General features: G+C 52.7%; 14 protein-coding genes. 7 read left to right on the top strand and 7 right to left on the bottom strand.

Features of this window, described 5'->3' with window-relative positions; all coding sequences use genetic code 11:
* Positions 1–13: 13 nt before the first annotated feature.
* From gcvPA to SH668x_RS12380, 3 genes are all read right to left on the bottom strand, one after another.
* Positions 14–1,354 (bottom strand): aminomethyl-transferring glycine dehydrogenase subunit GcvPA, encoded by a 1,341-nt coding sequence (gene gcvPA, locus SH668x_RS12370; RefSeq protein ID WP_437185371.1) that lies wholly within the window; start codon positions 1,352–1,354, stop codon positions 14–16.
* 456 nt (positions 1,355–1,810) lie between these two features.
* Positions 1,811–2,782 (bottom strand): hypothetical protein, encoded by a 972-nt coding sequence (locus tag SH668x_RS12375; RefSeq protein ID WP_437185372.1) that lies wholly within the window; start codon positions 2,780–2,782, stop codon positions 1,811–1,813.
* Between the two features lie 219 nt (positions 2,783–3,001).
* Positions 3,002–3,616 carry a hypothetical protein gene (locus SH668x_RS12380; RefSeq protein ID WP_437185373.1) on the bottom strand — a complete coding sequence of 205 codons (615 nt, stop codon included), beginning with the start codon at positions 3,614–3,616 and terminating at the stop codon, positions 3,002–3,004.
* Positions 3,617–4,239: 623 nt separating this feature from the next.
* On the opposite strand from SH668x_RS12380, the gene SH668x_RS12385 reads away from it, so the two are divergent.
* The 5 genes from SH668x_RS12385 (at position 4,240) to SH668x_RS12405 (ending at position 10,998) form a co-directional block, all read left to right on the top strand.
* Positions 4,240–5,466: an HD domain-containing phosphohydrolase gene (locus tag SH668x_RS12385; protein WP_437185374.1), complete on the top strand. Its 1,227-nt coding sequence runs from the start codon at positions 4,240–4,242 to the stop codon at positions 5,464–5,466.
* A gap of 161 nt (positions 5,467–5,627) precedes the next feature.
* Entirely contained in the window at positions 5,628–6,206 is a 579-nt protein-coding gene (locus SH668x_RS12390) for a hypothetical protein (RefSeq protein WP_437185375.1), read from the top strand.
* A gap of 381 nt (positions 6,207–6,587) precedes the next feature.
* Positions 6,588–9,932 carry a hypothetical protein gene (locus tag SH668x_RS12395; RefSeq protein WP_437185376.1) on the top strand — a complete coding sequence of 1,115 codons (3,345 nt, stop codon included), beginning with the start codon at positions 6,588–6,590 and terminating at the stop codon, positions 9,930–9,932.
* 342 nt (positions 9,933–10,274) lie between these two features.
* A complete protein-coding gene (locus tag SH668x_RS12400) occupies positions 10,275–10,718 on the top strand; it encodes a hypothetical protein (protein WP_437185377.1) in 444 nt (147 codons plus the stop codon).
* On the top strand, positions 10,696–10,998 hold the full coding sequence (locus SH668x_RS12405; RefSeq protein ID WP_437185378.1) for a hypothetical protein: 303 nt from the start codon (positions 10,696–10,698) through the stop codon (positions 10,996–10,998). The genes SH668x_RS12400 and SH668x_RS12405 overlap by 23 nt, the downstream gene beginning before the upstream one ends.
* A 208-nt stretch (positions 10,999–11,206) precedes the next feature.
* On the opposite strand, the gene SH668x_RS12410 is transcribed toward SH668x_RS12405, so the two are convergent.
* The 4 genes from SH668x_RS12410 to SH668x_RS12425 all read right to left on the bottom strand — a co-directional run bounded on the left by SH668x_RS12410 (position 11,207) and on the right by SH668x_RS12425 (position 16,332).
* Positions 11,207–12,592, bottom strand: coding sequence for an NAD-dependent succinate-semialdehyde dehydrogenase (locus tag SH668x_RS12410; protein ID WP_437185379.1), 1,386 nt, complete (start codon positions 12,590–12,592; stop codon positions 11,207–11,209).
* A gap of 146 nt (positions 12,593–12,738) precedes the next feature.
* Positions 12,739–14,460 carry a hypothetical protein gene (locus SH668x_RS12415; protein ID WP_437185380.1) on the bottom strand — a complete coding sequence of 574 codons (1,722 nt, stop codon included), beginning with the start codon at positions 14,458–14,460 and terminating at the stop codon, positions 12,739–12,741.
* Between the two features lie 274 nt (positions 14,461–14,734).
* Positions 14,735–15,010, bottom strand: coding sequence for a hypothetical protein (locus SH668x_RS12420; RefSeq protein WP_437185381.1), 276 nt, complete (start codon positions 15,008–15,010; stop codon positions 14,735–14,737).
* 179 nt (positions 15,011–15,189) lie between these two features.
* Positions 15,190–16,332: a formylglycine-generating enzyme family protein gene (locus tag SH668x_RS12425; protein ID WP_437185382.1), complete on the bottom strand. Its 1,143-nt coding sequence runs from the start codon at positions 16,330–16,332 to the stop codon at positions 15,190–15,192.
* 172 nt (positions 16,333–16,504) lie between these two features.
* Between SH668x_RS12425 and SH668x_RS12430 the strand changes: the two genes are divergently transcribed.
* Positions 16,505–17,716 carry a HEAT repeat domain-containing protein gene (locus SH668x_RS12430; protein ID WP_437185383.1) on the top strand — a complete coding sequence of 404 codons (1,212 nt, stop codon included), beginning with the start codon at positions 16,505–16,507 and terminating at the stop codon, positions 17,714–17,716.
* A 71-nt stretch (positions 17,717–17,787) separates the two neighbouring features.
* On the top strand, positions 17,788–19,167 hold the full coding sequence (locus tag SH668x_RS12435) for an amidohydrolase family protein (RefSeq protein ID WP_437185384.1): 1,380 nt from the start codon (positions 17,788–17,790) through the stop codon (positions 19,165–19,167).
* Positions 19,168–19,192: the final 25 nt, after the last annotated feature.

Raw genomic sequence — 19,192 nt, forward strand, 5'->3', positions numbered from 1 at the left:
AGTGAAGCTCTGCTTACTTCAGAGCAGCGACCAACCTGTCGATTTCATCCTTTGTCCGTGCCTCAGTCACCGCGACCAGAACACCATCCCCCAGTTCCGCTGGGAGTCCGGAAAGTCGGCTCAACTCTGGACCGATATCGAATCCAGCTTTCGCCGCTTTCTCAATCAATTCACCAGCCTGAATTCCAGTCACCTTGATCACAAACTCTTTGAAAAACGGCGAGTCGAACATCAGTTCAATACCGTCAATTTTTGTGAGCTGTTCGGCAGCGTAGTGTGATTTCTGAGCACACAATTCCGCCGCCTCACGAAGTCCCTGCGGTCCAAGTAGCGACATATAGACCGTGGCCCGCAATGCCAGAAGCCCCTGATTCGTACAAATGTTGCTTGTCGCTTTGTCCCGGCGAATGTGTTGCTCGCGAGTCTGCAGTCCCAGCGCGTAGCAGATCTTGCCATCGCGATCGACTGTCTGTGTAATGAGTCGACCGGGCATCTTGCGAACGTACTCTTCGCGGCAGGCGAGAACTCCCAGATATGGGCCGCCGTACTGCAATGGAATTCCGAGTGGCTGACCTTCAGCAACAGCGATGTCCGCTCCGTAATCCCCGGGGCGTTTCAGGACACCAACACTGAGTGGGTCAAAGGAGACGACTGCCATCGCTCCTTTACGCTTCGTCAGTTCGCAAAGTGCTTCTGCATCTTCAAGGCAGCCGAAGAAGTTTGGATGCTGGAAGACGAGGCATGCTGTCTCTTCATCAATCAGTCGTGCCGCTGCCTCGAGATCTGTTTTACCGTTCACGACAGGAATCGTGATGACTTCAGTGGCGAGATCGCGTGTGTAAGTTTCGACGACCTGCCGATACTCGGGATGGACCGCTGCAGAAATGGCAATCTTCTGATGACGACCATTTGATCGCATCGCCATGAAGGCTGCCTCGCTGACCGCAGTTCCCCCTTCGTAGAGGCTCGCGTTGGAAACATCCAGACCAGTCAGCTGGCAGATCAGTGTCTGGAATTCAAAGAAGGCCTGCAATGAACCTTGGCTCGCTTCTGGCTGGTATGGCGTGTAGGCAGTGTAGAACTCTCCACGGCCGGTCACTTCATCAACAACCGCAGGGATGTAGTGATCGTAGGCTCCGCCACCCACAAAGCAGACACGGCTGGCATTATTGCGCCCAGCGAGTTTGCGAACGTGCTGTTCCAGTTCAAGTTCAGTGAGCGCGGGAGGGAGATCCAACTCTCGCTTCAATCTCAATTCATCTGGAACCTGCTGCAACAAGGTTTCCATTGAAGGGACACCGATGGCCTGCAACATTTCTGCCTGTTGAGCGGAGGTACTGAATAAATAGGCCAACTTGTCGTGCTCCTGAATGGGTGCAACCGAATTCCATTGATCGGGTTACAGAAAACTTGTGGATTCGAAAACAGAAACCGAATGTTAGATTAGATGCTAACATCGAAAAATTCGATTCTCCAAACAGGATTTCTCTCGATCAATAGAAACGGAGCGTCCTTCGCCGCCCCTCCCAACCATCAACAGGTCAAGATGTGATGCTGGGACTCGATTTCCTTTAATCGATGCGCCCTGCTGGGCAACTCAGGCAAACTCTCGCAATTTATGCTTCGCGGTCGAGAGAATGCAGGAAGAAATGGGCCATGACGAATGTAATTCAATGGCCGAATGGTCAGCGATTGTGCGCAATTACGAATCCACCCAGAAACGCTTGATCTGCGCACATCGCAACGATCAAGAACGCCAGTGGACTTTGGAAACTTCGACCGCAGATGGGGAAAGTGACTTATCGATTGATTACGCTGCTTTCCGCGGGTTCTTCAGAAGGGTCATCTCTTCCTTCTGAATGATTTGACCAGCGGCAAGCCCCTGACGTGTGGCTGCAACGCGTCTGCGAATCGCTTTGCGTACTGCCCCATGATAACTCACTGTCATGGCGAACATGGTAATCAGGTCCAGGAACTGAGTGTCCTTTCCCAGTTCTGCATCCCAGACGTGGATATGTGCGTTGTAGCCGAAGCCGAAAAGTGCTCCGTCGATTTCGCCAACTCGCTGGCCATCTGCTTCAATCACAAAGTCGACGCCGAACGAAAACCACATTCGCTTGATATTCACGTACCACAACCGGTCTTTCCCGGGATCGTAGTAACAAAACGAGTACATGGCTGGGATCCGGTTCCACTTATGATTTTCCTGTACCTCTGACAGGAAACTTCTCCCATCGAGAGAAGCCGACATCGACAAGAGCGGTTTCCTAGCGCTCAGTGACTTGTGAACTTCGGTCGTTGTCATCTCTTCAATAGAACCGACCCAGCGAAGCTTTTCCGTAGAGCGAAAAAGTTTCATCACCAGTCGACGTCCCTCGATCTGAGAGGGATGCAATCGCATCACCCGATCGCTCATCATCTGCTTGTGCAAGCGGTCCGATTGGGACACCGTCAGAGCGCCCGTCGGCTTGATCTTTCGCCGCAAGAATTCGAGGCGTTCTTTTTGAAGGACTTCGAGTTGCCGCTGCTGTTCTTCGATGAGTGGCTTCCACGCATCGGTCCGAATCCCGACAAGATGGGAAGTGATCCACTTCTCGGATTTTCCATCCTTCTGCATGACAGTCCCGGTCACGTCCATATTCGCGCCGAATTGCCGATCATCGCCCATTTTGAGGCGCTGAACGATTTCGATGTTGGAAGGATGGACACCGGGGAATGCCCACATATCGAGATAGCGATGCGCACCAGTTTTCTTCAAAGCGCGAATTGATGTGGCCGACATGAAAATCCTTCCAACCTGAAATCCGATCTCCAACAACGGTGAGATGATCGGAGAGACTCCGTCCCTGTGGGACTACATCGTCAGTCAAGGATTTCCAGCTTGCGTGACAATCGAAATTCGCCCGCATAGCTGCAGAATCGGCCGATCACCAGCCCAGTTCCGGCTGCAGAATATTCGCCAGAATAGAAAATGTCCGGCACAGATCTCCCAAACATCCAGCTACTTGTTGCCGAACCAGAGAGGGATACGGAAACGTCCACCAATACGCATCGTGCTCGGTACGACAGTCGCAGCAGGCGCTGAAGCCGTTGAACCATCGCAAGGTTCCGTGACTTCATACATCTCGTATTGCTCGATCGAGGCCGACTCAGGCTCAGGCTCTGGAACGATCAATTGGGAAGGGAGATGCGAGTTCAATTGATCCGAATCGTTCTGGGCAACGCGGTTCTGAGAAGGAGGCTGAAGCAGAGGCATCATGAACTTCTGCTCTGGCTCTTCGTAGCCAGCGATCGATGGCTTTGACGCGTTATCCCCGACAGCTAATGAACTCTGGTTCTCCGAATCATCCCAGGAACCTGGACGTAGCGTCTTGAGAAACCGTCTTGCTGATGGAAAGAACGTCCGTGGCGGATTCGGTATTTCCGAACGGTTCAGCCTTTCATCTGACGTTGCAACGATCGCTGCATCTCGACTTGGTTCAAGTTCTTCGATTTCAGGCGACAACGTCACCAGTGGCTTCGCAGCCGGTCGCGAAATCGGAGGAGCAGCGAAAGAGCCTTGATCACAAAGGTGAACGGCTAGTCCGACTGACAGGAGAGCCAATGAGGAACGCATGTGATGGCTTCAATTCAAACCTGTTACAGAAGAGAAGATGAACGTCCATTTTCTCCTCAGCAGTCTGCATCGGTCTGAATCCGCGACAGTCTTCATCTCCTGCAAGCCACCGAGGTGAAGTGCGTTTGATTCGGCATGGGGGTGGTCGACAATTACGATTGATCGTTGCGCCTTACCCGAGTCCGACGAAGGGAATGATCGGACGAAGCGTTAAAATACTTTCAACTCTCCAACTCATTTCAATTGATCCGTTGCCACTTGTTTGGGGCGACCAGACAGCACCCATTCCATCGCAATTGATGCATCTGAGATGTGGCGTTCACGCAACATCTCAGATGACGTAACTGTTTTGCGCAATGACTTTCAGGAAATGTCACATTTACAGGCAGATCAGTTCCGAAGCGTCGCGACCGGGCGTACCAACCTCGCAATCTCAGATGTGCGTGAATTCACGTGTCCAATTTTGAGGACTGCATCGAATTTAACCTTTTGATCCGTTTCGTCACTCCAGCGCACTACAGTAGGACAATTTTTTTCGCGTTCCGGAAAAATAGAAAGCGACCTAACACGTAGGAAGTTAAATGATTCAATGTGGGCACGAGTAAGAGAGATTGGCCGAGTCTATGATCACTGGTACTGAGTCCGCCGTTGCGTACCGCTCGGCGTTGGGATCTCAATTGGTGAGTGTCTCTTCGCTTCAGAGTACCCTCGATTCTTCGATCAACCGAAAATTGAGTTCAACGAAATCATCCCGCCTGCTCATCATCGACGATGAACCGGCCAATGTGCGGACGCTGAAGCATCACCTCGGAAACGCCGGGTACTCCAATTTCTCATCAACTTCCGATCCTTCCGAGGCAATCCTGCTGATTCGCAGCGAGGAGCCAGATCTGGTTCTGCTTGACGTCGCCATGCCTGAAGTCAGCGGGATCGACATTCTCCACATGGTGAGTGTCGATTCCGCTCTGAAGCATGTTCCGTTCATCGTGTTGACTGAAAATGCCGACCGGGACGTGAAACAGGTCTGCCTGGAACTGGGGGTTTCTGACTTTCTTTCCAAGCCGGTCGATCCGATGGACTTGCTCCCTCGTGTGCGAAACCTGCTCCAGAACAAGAGCTATCACGACCAACAGGCCAGCCATGCTGTCTGGTTGGAAGAACAGATTCAAAAGCGAACATCTGAGCTTGCTGCCTCAAGAGAGGAAGTGGTTCACTGTCTTGCGAGAGCGGGCGAATTCCGCGACGACGACACTGGCAACCACGTGGTTCGTGTCGGCAAGTATGTCGGTGTCATCGCCCGTGAACTTGGATTCAGTCAATCGCGAATTGAAATTCTGGAGTTAGCTGCCCAGTTGCACGACATCGGAAAAATCGGAATTCCAGATGCGATTCTGCACAAGCCAGGGAAACTCGACCCTGAACAGTACGCCGTAATGCAAAGTCATTGTGCGATTGCCAAAGACATCATCCAGCCACTTCCGCCGCAAGATGCAAAGCTCCTCAGGACGCATCCCCGTCTTGGCGCCAGCATGTTGCATGTTCCAAGCTCACCCCTGCTCATGCTGGCAGCCCGCATCGCGCAAACCCATCATGAGTGGTGGAATGGAACGGGCTATCCACTGGGGCTGAAGGGTGAGGACATTCCGATTGAAGGGCGAATGACTGCAGTTGCAGATGTCTACGATGCACTCAGCACCCGTCGCGCGTACAAGGATGCGTTTCCAAGAGAAAAGTGCTTCGAGATTCTCGAAGAAGGACGCAACACTCATTTCGATCCCAAAATCCTCGATGCCTTCTTTGCGAGAGCAGATGAGATCGTGAATATTCAGCTCGATTTCATGGATCGATAACTCAGATTCTCTGCTGGAATTCAATCCATTTCAGATGACGATTGGCTGAACTTGCGGGCGACTTCGCGTTTGATTCCCGCGGACATCAGATTGCAATCGTAATTGTGCATTTATCTGAGTCGCATCGTTGCTTCTGGTCACCTACAATGGCTGTGTTATCAATGGCACAGTCTATTTCAAACTGGATGGCCAGATCTGTGAATCCACACGATGAACTGACGAAGCTTACCTCTCTCTTCTCACCTCCAGGGGCGTTGATCGCCCGGGCAGAACATGTCCCGGCCGCGACGACACCCGAGCCCTATCACAAGATGCTTGTCCATGATCACCACATGACGGTGACGATGGAGGAGTACCACGGAACATCGGTCAACGTCAGTGTGCTCGACAGCGCGACGATCGATGGCCTGTATTGCCGAAAAATTCTGTTGTCACGTTCTGATAACGGAAAGCCTGTGCAATTCGGACTGATTCGGTTCAATTTCGACTACGTGACAACTGCAGTCAGGGACGCGATTCTCTCAGAACAAATACCATTGGGACGCGTGCTGATCACCCACAATGTGCTTCGCCATATTGACCTGGGAGCGATTATCAAAGTCGCCGCAGGGCCAGAATTGGCCAGGTTGCTGCAGATGGAAGAGAACGCAACGACCTACGGGCGAATGGCCACAATTTTTTGCAACGGTGCCCCCGCGGTCGACCTACTCGAGATCTCTTCTCCTCTGGAAGCTCAATAAAAGCTGCATTCCGCATCAACAAAAACTGAGCTATTCCCGACGGAGTTCGCTCCAGTTTGCCGGGGATCTTGCATATTTCAGGGAGAGATATTCAATCGTTGTAAACAATCAATTCTGACGGATGTGTTTGACTAGATTGTGGTTCCGTCGCTCGAATCGTTTTCTGGCAATAGCTATGATGACTTCACAATCGAAAAGCGCCGATTTGAAACCTCAGGTTAGAAAACACTTTCCACTATGGATGTCCAGCTTTCACTTGGTTTTCATTCGTTTCAGTCAGCTGATGATCGCGAACGTCATCGCAGCGAACTCCGCCGGTATGTGAATCTCAGATTGGCGTCAAAGGGCCTGCCAATTGCCCCGAGTGCTGGAGGGGCAGAGATGGTCCATCTCGCCTCTGGACTTCTCGCAAACTTTCGAGAGAAGTCGCGTCTCCTGGAATCGATTGAAGGGTGCCCGGTCGATACGCGAATTGAACGCTTCCTCAATTCTCACTTCGCTGACCTGAATCTCCGAAATCCCATCCGCCTGCCTGATAATTCCTTGATTCTGGACCGTCACGGCATCGCCCGCGAACTTTCTCTCCCTGCGGACAGCGACCTCTACGTTTCCGAGTACGTGAATTCCTATCGAATCCGAAACGGTGTCCTCCACAATCCCCGTGCTGACCGACGCACAACAGAAGGAACATTTCACGTCGTGGAAGGAGGACTTCCAATCCCTGGCGATAAGCGTGCAGTTCCCCGAAATGCATTCGTCAAGATGCTGGAATGTGCGTTCAATCCGCCTGAATCTCTCCTTCAACTTCCATTTACATCAGAACAGGCGGAACAAGCCCGCACGTGGGTTTCGTTGTTGTTGCGTCCGCTCGTTTCTCCGGAAGTACCAGGCTGGAGCCCTGCGAAATCGATGGAAGTTCGCTTCTTCGCCCCGGGATCGCTGGTCAGCAATTTGGACTTTGTTGAGTCAATCTTCGGCAATGCGGGTGATCCATTCATTCCTTCGAATGACGCTGCGTTGGATGTCGAGCACTGGACAGGTCACACTGGCTGCGTGATTCTCGCTCCACATGTTCTGCAACTCACCAAGAAAGAGTTGGGACTTCCGCACATCAGCGAGGCGACAGAGCGCCAGAAACAAGACAAGATGTGCTGGGAAAAGGAAACCGAAACTTACAACAACGGGGATGCGTTCAAGGTCACCTGCCGCACACTCGAAGGAGTGATTGTGACTCTGATTGCAGATAACTACTACGGTTACTGCAAAAAGGAAGTGAAAACCCAGATCAGCTTTTCCACCAATCTGATGGGAGGAGCGGAAGAGGAACACGCAGGGGGAGCTTTCGTTGCACCAAGCTGGAGTCTGGGAGAAAACTTCCAGTTCGACAGTCAGCGATACAATGGCGCTTCGTTCGCAGACATCCAGCGCGACTACGCGGATCTGATCGACTTTCAGCCTGAAGGGTACGGGATTGATAGGCAATTCCCGGACCTGCTTTATATTCCAGAGAATGCGCGGGCAGACCTGCGACAGCAGAACATCACTTGGAAACAGGGAGATCAGCAGCAAGAAATCCCCCTTCTCCCCGGTCAAATCTATATGGGACCGAGTGGATACCGCGTTCGTATGGAGAAGCACCCGTCAGCTCCTTCCTGGCGTCTCATTGGGACCGCCGGGGAAGGGATCGTCTGTCACAAGCCATGCACCGTATCTGGGGGTGGAAAGAGCGAAATCAGCAAATCGCTGACAGACTACATGGAATACGGTTCCATCTTCATCTCCGACTACACGACAGACATGAAGCTGGTACAGGAAATATTTGATCGCGACTACAGCTCACGATGGCACAAGGATTCCACTGGTGGTGCCCATTACTCACAGACTGCCAGCCGTCCAATATTGAGCCCGCGTCGCTCTCTGGGAAGCGTCATTAAACTCCTGACCCCCTCAGACGAGTACAACGACGAATACAACGGATGGCTGGCAACGATTCCGAGCCACGTTTACGCAATTGTCTTCGCGATTAAACGATTCCAACTGCCCGACTGGGGAGACGACTGGAAGTCTCACTTCACAGTTGACTTCATGAATGGCAGCCCGGGTCATGAACTCAAATTCGATAATCGAAAGATCGTCGGAACCTATCTGCGAGTTGGATATGGGAACCAACAGCAGTGGAGGCTCTTCAAAGTTCGACAGGACTTCGCAGCGGCATTCAAAGTTCAGACAGAAGACGACATCACCGCTTCGACGCTTGTCCCGACTCGAAACGTGCAAGGGCTCCCTGCCGATGTGCAGGGAAGCGATACACTTTCGGTGAAGTTCCTCGAGAACTGCGAGTTCCGTCTGTTCCAGCGTCCAGATGATGCCATCCACCGCGGATTCGATAAGCAAGCGGAAGCTGACCTCGCGCGGGAAGGGGTGAACTTCGTTTCGAACTTCGAGCCTCTCGGGATTGAACAAGTCAATGAGATGCTGGAGAAAGTCGTCGATTTCGACGCCTTCACCGCTCCCATGAAGAAGTTGATTCGATCGGTTCGTAAAGCGGACAAAGGCTACATCGTCTGTTCTGACAACCCGCGCCGCGTCGGTGGCCTCCCCAGCAAGAATCCTCGTTATCTGCAGGATCGGCCAGATATGGTCAATCCGATGTCCAAATATGTTGCTCAGATGGGAACACGGCTATTCCGCCGAATTCCTGCTCACGAGTTTGTACCGACTCCTGTCACAGCAATCATGTCTGGTCGGCGCAACAATCCGCCAGAAGCGGAAAGGGGAATTCGTAGCCTCGCGGTCTACAATCCAATTCACTATCAGGAACTTCCTGAATTGTTCATGGATTATACCTGCTCTCTCACTGGCAAAAGTCCATCTACGACTGCGGCCGGAACAGAAGGGGCGCTGACCAAAGGGCCATTCAACGCTCTGCTGACCACCGCAGACTTGAACACCGCCCTCGTAAGCATGATTCTCTCGGGACTTCCCGGATTCTCTTCAGCCGCTGGTCACATTGGTCCAGATTGGAGATTCGACCACGACATCTCCCTGCTGATTCCTGAAGTGTGGTGTCGCTTGAGCGCATCAGAGCGGGATCCAAATTTCCTGATTCAGGAGCGCCTTCTCGAACCGGTCGCGGACATTCCTCAAGCCGATGGAACAGTCATTCCTGCCCGTCGTCTCGGTTATCGAATCACGAAACGATTCGTTCGCCGTTACTTCGGTCGAGTCTTCGACAACCCCGCTACTGTGTTCGACGAATCGATTCTCAAGCCAGAAACACAGGATCCAGCTTCCTACGCAGATGGAATCAAGTACATCATGGAAGCCTACGAGCGGGTTGCTCGACGCTACTTTGATGACGGTTCAATCGAGCAGGCGTGTCCACCGCTCAAGGTCCTCCTCCACATCATGGCGTATGGGCAATTCGAGGGGAAAGACGAGCGAGACCCTGCGATTCGCGCCATGTTTACTCGGGAATCCCTGCTTGCCAGCGACTGGTATGCAGCTCGATTGAAGACAAAGCAACGACGCGATATCGCCACGTGGGAACGCCATCTGTCGACAGTCCGAAACTACCTCGAAACACAGAAGTTCCTCCCCCAGGCGTTTGTCAGCGAACTCAAATCGCGGGAAGCCATTGCGGAGCAGAAACTGGCAGAAGTCTCCAGCCCTGAGTATCTCCAGACATTGGTTGGCACACTGGGTGCCGACCCAATGGGTGAATAATTTGGATTGTTACCGAATTTCGGCCCGCATCGGCACAGTCAGTCGATGCGGGCCGTTTTCATGGATCCAGACCTCTCATCGATTGAGGATGTTTCAATGCTCCGAATGGACTGCTGCAATCTGCTCTCACCAAAACAAGTAAGCATAATAGGCTGTCGCACGTACCTTGAGACGCTTGCAGACTCTCGCTGACGACCGAAGCCGATCTGGGGCGATTGCTTCCTGAATTTTAATGAAATGCGATCTCGCTCCTTCATTTTTGTTCTTCTGTTCTGGAAAATTGACCGGTTCAATGCAAGAATTTCCAGAGAGAATTCCCTGACTCCTTGAAGAGTGTGATTTATGGACAATCCAATTCCAGCAATTGCATTCGGCTTAATACTTGTCGTCATCGCAGTGACAATGATGCGGTCGCTACGGGGGAGCCGACAGGAAGCGGAAAACAGTCTCAATAAAGATGAACGACGCTATCTGCTCAATCGTGCTCGCAGACGTTCGCAGGTTGCGGGGATGATTCTGATCATTGGAGTGATGATTCCTATTGGGGATTCGCTCATCGATTGGAAGGAAGCCCCTGGAACATTCGCTGTGTATTGGATCATCGTCATGACTTTGGCCCTGTGGGCGGGTCTGCTCGCCATCGGCGACATGACTGCCACACGTGCGTTCATGGCAAGAGAACTCAATCGCTTGCACCGCCACCAGATGGATTTGCATGAAATGGCAAGACAGGCTGCTTCTGCTCAGAATGAGACCGAATCCAATGGAAGCTCCACGCATGGATGAAGCTGCCCTCCCCATGCCTGAACCAGAAAAGCCCGCTGCAGTTGAAGATTCCAGGCTTTACGTTCCCGAGACTGAGCAGTGGACGGCCCACATTTTGAAAAGCTGGGATCGATTCTATTGCTTCTCAAAAAATCCCGGGGAGGACTACTACCACCTCGTGATGCACGGTGAAATTTACCTGCAGCGGGGCGACGAGGTTTATTGCGTGAACTGCGCACTTCGCGACGGCATCATCACCAGAAATCGTCTCTACTGGCAGAACAGATCCGGCGGATTTTAGCCCCCTGTCTTCAGGGTGGGTGATAGCGAATGATGCCTAAAATTCGTTCAGCCGGTGCCGTTATCAACGCCAGAACGCCCCACTTTCGTGAGAGGCGCTCTCTGTCAGCGTTTCGAATTTTGCTGACGCCCATCGAACGTCAAAAGCAATCGTAAGCAGCCATCTGCACGGTCAAATCCTCAGGAGCAACATTCGCGAGTAAACAGTCTTACTTCTTGAGTGAAACCGTTTTGATATTCACGAACTCGTGGATTCCGAATTCGCCCAATTCTCTGCCGTAGCCTGAGCGTTTGATCCCTCCGAACGGGATTTCCGGTGACGATTTGGTGTAGTCGTTGATGAACACCATTCCTGATTCGATTCGACCTGCCAGTTTTTCAGCGAAGTCCAAATCAGTGGACCATAAACTGGCCCCCAATCCAAACTCGGATGCATTCGCAAGCTGAATAGCCTGCTCGATGCCGGAGAATTTCGTCACACTCGCGACTGGGCCGAATGTCTCCTCATCGAAAGCGGTCATCCCCGGCATCACGTCAGCAATGAGTGTCGGTTCGTAGTACCACCCTTTTCGATCCACAGCTTTCCCACCAGTGCAAAGGCGTCCCCCTTGTTCAATGGTCTTCTGCACCTGTTCGTGGATCTCGTTCCGAAGGTCTTCACGGGCGAGAGGTCCGAGTTGCGTTGCCTCCTCAAGCGGATCTCCGACTTTCATTTCCTTGAGAGCCGATTCCATCCCGTCAATAAACGCGTCATAGACCGATTCATGCACCAGAAATCTCTTTGCAGCGATACAACTTTGCCCGCAGTTTTGCATTCGAGCTTCGACTCCCTTACTGATCGCCAGTGGAAGATCAGCATCAGCAAAGACAATGAACGGATCTGATCCACCGAGTTCCAGCACGGATTTCTTCAGGTTCCTGGCTGCGACTTCAGCAATTGACCGCCCAGCCTGTTCGCTGCCCGTTAGCGTCACCGCTCGGATTTCCGGCCGACTGATCAGTTCCGGAAGCTTTTGAGAACCGACGACAAGCGTCTGAAAGACCCCGCTTGGGAAGCCAGCAGCAGTCATCAGGTCCTCAATTGCCAGCGCGCACCCAGTGACATTGGAAGCATGCTTCAGGAACCCGATGTTCCCCGCGAGTAACGTCGGCACAGCGAACCGAAACACCTGCCAGAACGGATAATTCCACGGCATGACCGCGAGCACACCGCCGATCGGATCGAAACGCACCGACTGACGAATCGATGGAAGATCTGAGATCTGGCGTGTGGCCAGTTGGTCCTCTCCGTGCAGCGAGTAATAGTCACAAAGTACAGCGCATTTTTGTATCTCTGCCCGGGCTTGAGCCAAAGGCTTCCCCATCTCGTTCGACATGAGCAGCGCGAGGCGCTCCTTTGAGTCTCTAATGACCGCCGCCAAGCGATGCAATCGCTCTGCTCGAAATTGAATTGGCTGACGAGACCAATCTTCGTAAGCAATCGCGGAAACGTTCAACGCTTGCTCGATCTGCACGCCGGACATCGGCTTAAATGTCTCGATGACCTGTTCGGTCGCTGGGTTCACAGACCGAAATGACGCTGCGTGATTTGACATGGGTCCCGCCTGGGAGAAAAAGAGTCGACCGTGAGTTCAGCCTCGGTCATCATATCACACGAGAGATCGGTGCAACAAAAGTGGGGCGACAGTATCGCATCCTGTCGCCCCACTTTTGACTTGTCGTGATTCGGATTCAAATTCGTCTAGAGTTGCGATTCATCGTACACAGTGCCGAGAATGCCTCCGAGAACTTTCACAAATCCGTCAGCGAATATCAGCGAGACCCGTACTCCGTTTTCGGTTGGAACCATTTCCAGTCGGATCTTGTCATTCCCGGCATTTAAGGTTTCTTTAATCAGCGACAACTTCGGGTCTTCCAGATCCTTTTCGTCCGCAAACTTGAGCCACTCTGAAGCGTGTAGCGAGATTTGCATCGGTGCCGCTGTACGTTCATCCCCGGAGGGTGGAGTCGCATGAACCTTATCAATGGCCCCTTCCATCGTTGTCAGAACGGAATCCCCTCCGAGGCCGATCCAAAGTGCTTGTGAGTCCGTCCCATAGTAGAAATCCGGAAGTCTACCAAAGACCCTAATAGCGCCTTCGTCGTCGTTGTCCTCCGGGAGCAACTTATGGAGCGTTGCCCCGTTGTAGGTGTGAGCATTGACCACCAATTTCGCGGTCGGATTCTTCCCTTGAATCTCCACGGTCAGATCACGAATCGCCGCACCGACGGCGTCTCCTCCTGTTACTTTGATCCCACCTAGCAGCACGAGATGGTCACTTGGCTGTTTGAGAAACTGAACGAACAAATCGATGTGTCCATCTTTCACGGTCGCTTGGAGCGCATCGATCAAACGGTCGGACGCGACGCCGCCAAGTTCTTTTTGGAGTCCCAGGCGCGCAGCTTTGAGAGTCCCCATCGCGGCCTTCTTCTCCCGTTTGTCGAGGTTGTAAGAAATTGACGCCTGAATCGGGGCCCCTTCCGAGAGGAGCGCGTCAAAGCTGGATTTTGTTCCCGGCATCGCCTTCAGGAATTCGGCGTATTCGCTATCAGGTGTCGCTTTGATGTCCATCTCGATCACGACATTTCTTCCGTCTTCGGTCGCGTCGAGTCCGAAGGTCACAATCTCAGCATCGCGGATGAATTGCTGAATGCCTTCACTCGCGCTCTGGTTATGGGCGCGCCTCATCTGGTAGGCGGCATCCGGTTCACGATCCCGTTGCTGCAACTGGGCAGTAAACTGCTGAGCCAAAAATGAAGACAGGACCTCTCGAATCAGAGGGGGCACACCACGCATGCGGGCGGAAAGTGCGACGTCGTATCGCTGCGTCAAATCGCTGGCGATGGTTTGAGGATTCGGAAGCAAACCTTCATTCAGGAATGTTTCGCCATTGGGAAACATGTAGGCAAAATCGTCTTGAAAAACGAGCGGTGTCGGTGACCGCTGTCCGGGATTGGCGATCTCGTAGCGATGCTCTTCTACCTCGGTAATGGGGGCAGGCCCTTTGCGCAACGTCTCGACGAGTTCAGCCTCGTCTGCGACAGGAAAATAGAGAACCATACGCGGGCGAGGCGGAAGCGATGGTTCCAGAAACAACATGTAGCCCATCGGACGCGTGCGATCGAGCCCAGCTAAGTCGCGGACGTGATCCTGCAGGATCGTATTGACAAACTCGATCATGTCCGGACGCCCCGCGTACTCGAACATATTTGAAATGTCTTTGAGGCTGCGTTCCGCACTCGCGATATTGAAGATGACCACCGGAATCAAGTCCGCTTTGACCGGCTTGTCGGGCACAGCAGCATCTGAGTCCTGGGCGGTGAGGGTGCGAGTCGCCCCAAAGCTCAGCAACAGTGCGAGTGCAAGGAAGAGAGTCTGAAACCGCCGGAGTGCGATGGGGGAGAGGTGCGACTGCTTTTGCATTGCGCATTCCATACTTGATCCGAGTTACGGACTGGTAACCGGACAGAAAGGGAATTCACTGAATCCGGTCAGCGAAAGTAACCGGAATGACTTCCAGAAATACCCCTCTCAGACGGACAGAGTTGCAACAACTGATGTTTTTTTGCGGAATTGTCTGAGACAAGAGAAGTGCTCAGCCAATTTAGATCGGCCTTGTGTCGGAGTCTGAGAAAACAAGGCGATCCAGCACAGTAAATACTACTGAGGGAATCCTCAAACACTCAGGAAATTCACACTAATTGACAACTTGCACATCGGAAGCGGGCAAGCAGGCCATGGTGTACAGTAGGCCCTGTGAATCGCAGTGAGCCTGGTAGCTTGCGGGGATCAGGGCAGCTGTCGCTTCATCCCACTCCAGAATGATCTTCAATTTTGCCCCTGTTCCGGAGGTTTCCAGAACAGTTCCTTTCCATCCACCAATCGGAAGGTCATCAAATTCTGGCATGTTCACACCAGCTAGAACTTGCACAATTTGACCAGCAGTCGGCTTGGGAGTCTTTCCCGGAGGCATTCGAAATCCTGTAACGAGAACTAGATGTGTGCAAATTGAATCAGTCTCAGCGGCGAACCGCTACAGCAGGGTAGCGTTCGCCCAAACCATACGTCAAACGGAGAACGGTTTTTGAATATGAAATTTCACAAATCCATTCAAGTTTCAAGACTTCCGTCTCGCTGAAGCTCTTTGCGTTACTACTTCCCCTTCTGCTCCAACTGGGCAGCCTCATATTCTGCAATCATCGTTGAATCGAGTACACAGCGAAATCCGTTATGGTAACTGCTGGAAGCCACATCACCATGACCTCTGGCCTGAGTGCGATATCCAGTGCAGTTGTTGACATTGCAGAGGAAAGACCCCCCACGCTGCACACGCTGCACGATCCCCGGTTGATAGGGATCGAAACTCTCCGCAGGACCTTTGGGGTTCCGACGCGGAGATCTCGAGTAGTAGTCAGGTGCGTAGTAATCGGAGCACCATTCCCAGACATTCCCAGCTAAGTCGTAGATTCCGATTTCATTCGGAGGAAATGACTTCACAGGAGATGTTCCAAGAAATCCATCCTGATTCAGCCTGTTCAAAGGGAACTCCCCCTGCCAGTAGTTGGCGAGGTACTTATCATCGTGGATCAATTCTCCTCCCCACGGATATTTGAGTTCTTTCCCGCCACTGCGTGCTGCGTATTCGAACTCAGCTTCCGTTGGAAGACGCTTGCCTGCCCATCGACAGTAGGCGTTCGCGTCTTCCCAGGCGATGTGAACAACAGGGTGGTCCATGCGATCATCAATGTTAGAATCGGGTCCATCGGGATGGCGCCAATCTGCGCCATCCACGATCTTCCAAACCTGATTTTCCCACAGCGGGCCATCCTGCACGAACTGATGTCGATCAAACTCCGGATTGAAGCAGAGCGACCCAGCGTTGATCGGTCCATCAGGCATTCCAGCGATGCTCAAGCCGCGATCTGCAAAGTCCTGCTTCGTCAGTTGTTTCTCAGCGAACGTGACATATCCGGTCTGCTCAACGAACGTAGCGAATTCGCGATTCGTGACCGGAGTGGCATCCATAAAGAATCCATCAATCTCGACGACGTGCGCGGGAAATTCGTCTTGCTTGATGCGATCGGGATTCGGTTTATTCGGATCAGGGATGAAGTCGGTCCCCATGACAAATTCGCCTCCTCGGACCCAAACCATGTTGGGGGGAGCAGCGATTGGGGCCTTGGTAACCAGCTTCGCGGCCCCCTCAGATGCTCCATCAAACGAGATGAGAGCGACCCCCACGACTGCTATGACCAGTGCGAGTGAAGCAACTACAGTAGCAACAGTTTTACTCATTCGAACAATTCGGGAATCAGCGTGAATTTGAATGCTCTGAACGTGTTGGGAACACCCCGCAAGCTTACGAAAAACACCACCCGTCTGGCAATTCTCACTGGCTTGCTCTTCTCGGACAATACGGCACTTCTCCTCTAAAATTATTCGCAACCCGCGAGGAATCTTGGATACAATGGGGACTATGAACGACGCTGTCCGTTTTCTGTTTTTTGCCACCCTTTGGTGTTCGACACTTAGTCCCTCAAGCTCCATTTTGGGGGGAGACGCTGCCTCATTAAAATACTATGGAGGGAGATCGCTTGCGGATTGGCGGATTTTCGTGAAAGAGCACGCCCTCTCCGACCTGGCGACCCCACAGACACTCAACGGGATGATCTCCGTTGTTCAGGACCCACAGGCACCTTGGGCAGATCGCAAACAATTTGCCGTCACTCTCGGAAGAGTCGGGCCGGCTGCTGCCTCCACAGTTCCGATCTTCATTCAACTGCTTGGTAACAATGAGTCCGATCGCGAGTCTGTTCAGAGTTTCTCGCTGAAGGCACTCGGACTCATCGGCGTCTCCGGCAATGCTGCGTTGCCAGAAGTACTCCACTTGGCGACAGACGAGCATTCTTCGTTTCTGATCCGTGCGACCGCGATGGAGACCGCAGCTCGAATTGGCCCGGATGCCCCTCAGACACTGTCATCGCTGATCCGAGTGATGCAGTCCGATCTGGAGCATCCAGTACCGCACTCAAAAAACGAGGTTCGTCGAGCAGCGGCAGAAGCAATTGCCTTGCTCGGTCCCATCGCAGGCCCTGCTCTCCCTGAATTGATGCGTGCTCTTCAAAGCGATTGGCCTCTTTTGCAGCGGAGTGCAGCGACTGCGATCGGGTCTCTCGGACCTCGTGGGGAGCTGGCGACACAATCGCTGACTGACCTCGTCCTCTTCGGTGAAGATAACGATGCACGAGAAGCAGCGGTCGACGCCCTCGGGAACATTGGCCGCCCTGCCATTTCAAGCCTCGAATTGCTTTTGAACGATCGCGAGTTGATTGTGCGTCGATTCGCCATTCGAGGTCTTCGCCAATCAGTCGATACACGAGGCGCGGTTCTGCTGCTGAGTCCTCTGCTATCCGATGATACGTCGATCATCCAAACGGAAGCAGCTGCAGCAGTTCTCAAACATCAACAGCAAGGCGATGCTCTCGACGTCCTTTTCAAAGGGCTGCAGAGTGAAGATCGGGAAGTCCGGATGACGTCATACCGCGGGCTGAAAGAGAATATGAATCGACTCAAACCACTTCAGCGACGTCTCGAAGAGGCTTTGGCATCGCCGGACATCCACCCGCAGACCAGAACGAGCATGAGGCACCTCGTTTCACAACTTGAAGACGACGAGTAATCCAGCATACGTGCTGGCGAGCCTGAACGCTCACTGAGAATTCCGTTCAACCAGATCGAGAGGGTCCATTCATGAAAATCGCCACGCCGCAAACGATGAAAAGTTGTTGCCTCTCGCTGATCACTCTGCTGTTGATGTCGCCGACGATGATTCAGGCACAAGAAAAGACGGTACTCAGCGGTGCCACGATTATCGATGGGACAGGTGCTCCGCCGCATGAAAACATGGTCCTCGTGATCAAGGGGCAGAAGATACTCGGGATCGTAAGTCCCGAAGAGGCTCCGCAAGACGCCATCACAATCGACCTTTCGGGCAAGACGATTATCCCGGGCCTGATTTCTGCTCACTCTCACGTGGGGCAAGTCAAAGGGGCTACACGTGCCAATGAAAACTACTCTCGAGACCTGATTATCCAACAACTCAAACAGTTCGAAGTGTACGGGGTCACAACGATTGTTGCACTGGGGATGAATCAGGATCTTTTCTACGCTGTCCGAGAGGATTCGCGCAACGGAAAGATTTCCGGGGCAGACCTGTTTGGGGCCGATCACGGAATGGGAGCGATCGAAGGTCAGCCAGCGATTCCTCCCCTCCCAAATGGTGACAGCATCATCGACAGGCCCCGCTCAGCGGAAGATGGCCGAGAGCGGGTACGACAGGCCAAACTTCGCGGTGCGGATTTCATCAAAATCTGGGTCGACGATGCGCAAGGGACATTGCCAAAACTTGATTTTGAAGTGTACTCAGCCATTATCAATGAGGCCCATCAGCAGAATTTAAAGGTCGCGGCCCACGTGTTTACCCTCACAGATGCACAGTCTCTGGTGGATGCTGGGGTCGACATCATCGCTCATGGTGTGCGTGACCAACCAGTCGGTCCACACTTCATCGCCTCAATGAAGTCCAAAGGAGTGTGGTACATTCCGACGCTGTCGCTCGATGATTCATTCTTTTTGTACGCAGACCGACCTGAAATTTTGGAAGACAACTTTATTCGAAATGGACTTAGCCCCGAGTTGCTCAAGCAATTTCAGGATCCGGACTGGCGGGCAAAAACCAAAGCAGCCCCCGCAACCCTCAGGGCACGCCAATCACTCGAAATGAACCAGAGAAATTTGGGCTTGCTGAACGATGCGGGGGTAAAAATCGGCTTCGGTACCGATTCTGGCGCGAATCCATTGCGTGTTCCAGGAATGATGGAGCACCGAGAACTGCAATTGATCGTTCAGTCTGGAATTTCTCCTCAGGAGGCTATCCTGATGGCGACCCGCAACAGTGCAGAACTTCTGGGTCTGAGTGATCGTGGAACAATAGCGACGGGCAAGCTCGCGGATCTTGTCGTCCTCGACGAGAACCCGCTCACCGAAATCACTCTCACTCGAAATATTCACTCTGTTTGGCATCGTGGGAAGAAAGTGAACGAACACATTTCTGACCTTCAGCGACGATAGGGCAGCTACTGAAATTTCCGGGATG

It is taken from the genome of Planctomicrobium mucosum (genome assembly GCF_051466335.1).
Taxonomy (GTDB): domain Bacteria; phylum Planctomycetota; class Planctomycetia; order Planctomycetales; family Planctomycetaceae; genus Planctomicrobium.

What these genes read in the sequence shown, in the direction of transcription:
- SH668x_RS12420 (WP_437185381.1), bottom strand. Translation starts at nt 15,010, where the DNA reads ATGCCTCCGGGAAAGACTCCCAAGCCGACTGCTGGTCAAATTGTGCAA.
- SH668x_RS12400 (WP_437185377.1), top strand. Translation starts at nt 10,275, where the DNA reads ATGGACAATCCAATTCCAGCAATTGCATTCGGCTTAATACTTGTCGTC.
- SH668x_RS12395 (WP_437185376.1), top strand. Translation starts at nt 6,588, where the DNA reads ATGGTCCATCTCGCCTCTGGACTTCTCGCAAACTTTCGAGAGAAGTCG.
- SH668x_RS12380 (WP_437185373.1), bottom strand. Translation starts at nt 3,616, where the DNA reads ATGCGTTCCTCATTGGCTCTCCTGTCAGTCGGACTAGCCGTTCACCTT.
- SH668x_RS12375 (WP_437185372.1), bottom strand. Translation starts at nt 2,782, where the DNA reads ATGTCGGCCACATCAATTCGCGCTTTGAAGAAAACTGGTGCGCATCGC.
- SH668x_RS12435 (WP_437185384.1), top strand. Translation starts at nt 17,788, where the DNA reads ATGAAAATCGCCACGCCGCAAACGATGAAAAGTTGTTGCCTCTCGCTG.
- SH668x_RS12385 (WP_437185374.1), top strand. Translation starts at nt 4,240, where the DNA reads ATGATCACTGGTACTGAGTCCGCCGTTGCGTACCGCTCGGCGTTGGGA.
- SH668x_RS12415 (WP_437185380.1), bottom strand. Translation starts at nt 14,460, where the DNA reads ATGCAAAAGCAGTCGCACCTCTCCCCCATCGCACTCCGGCGGTTTCAG.
- SH668x_RS12430 (WP_437185383.1), top strand. Translation starts at nt 16,505, where the DNA reads ATGGGGACTATGAACGACGCTGTCCGTTTTCTGTTTTTTGCCACCCTT.
- SH668x_RS12425 (WP_437185382.1), bottom strand. Translation starts at nt 16,332, where the DNA reads ATGAGTAAAACTGTTGCTACTGTAGTTGCTTCACTCGCACTGGTCATA.
- SH668x_RS12410 (WP_437185379.1), bottom strand. Translation starts at nt 12,592, where the DNA reads ATGTCAAATCACGCAGCGTCATTTCGGTCTGTGAACCCAGCGACCGAA.
- SH668x_RS12405 (WP_437185378.1), top strand. Translation starts at nt 10,696, where the DNA reads ATGGAAGCTCCACGCATGGATGAAGCTGCCCTCCCCATGCCTGAACCA.
- SH668x_RS12390 (WP_437185375.1), top strand. Translation starts at nt 5,628, where the DNA reads ATGGCACAGTCTATTTCAAACTGGATGGCCAGATCTGTGAATCCACAC.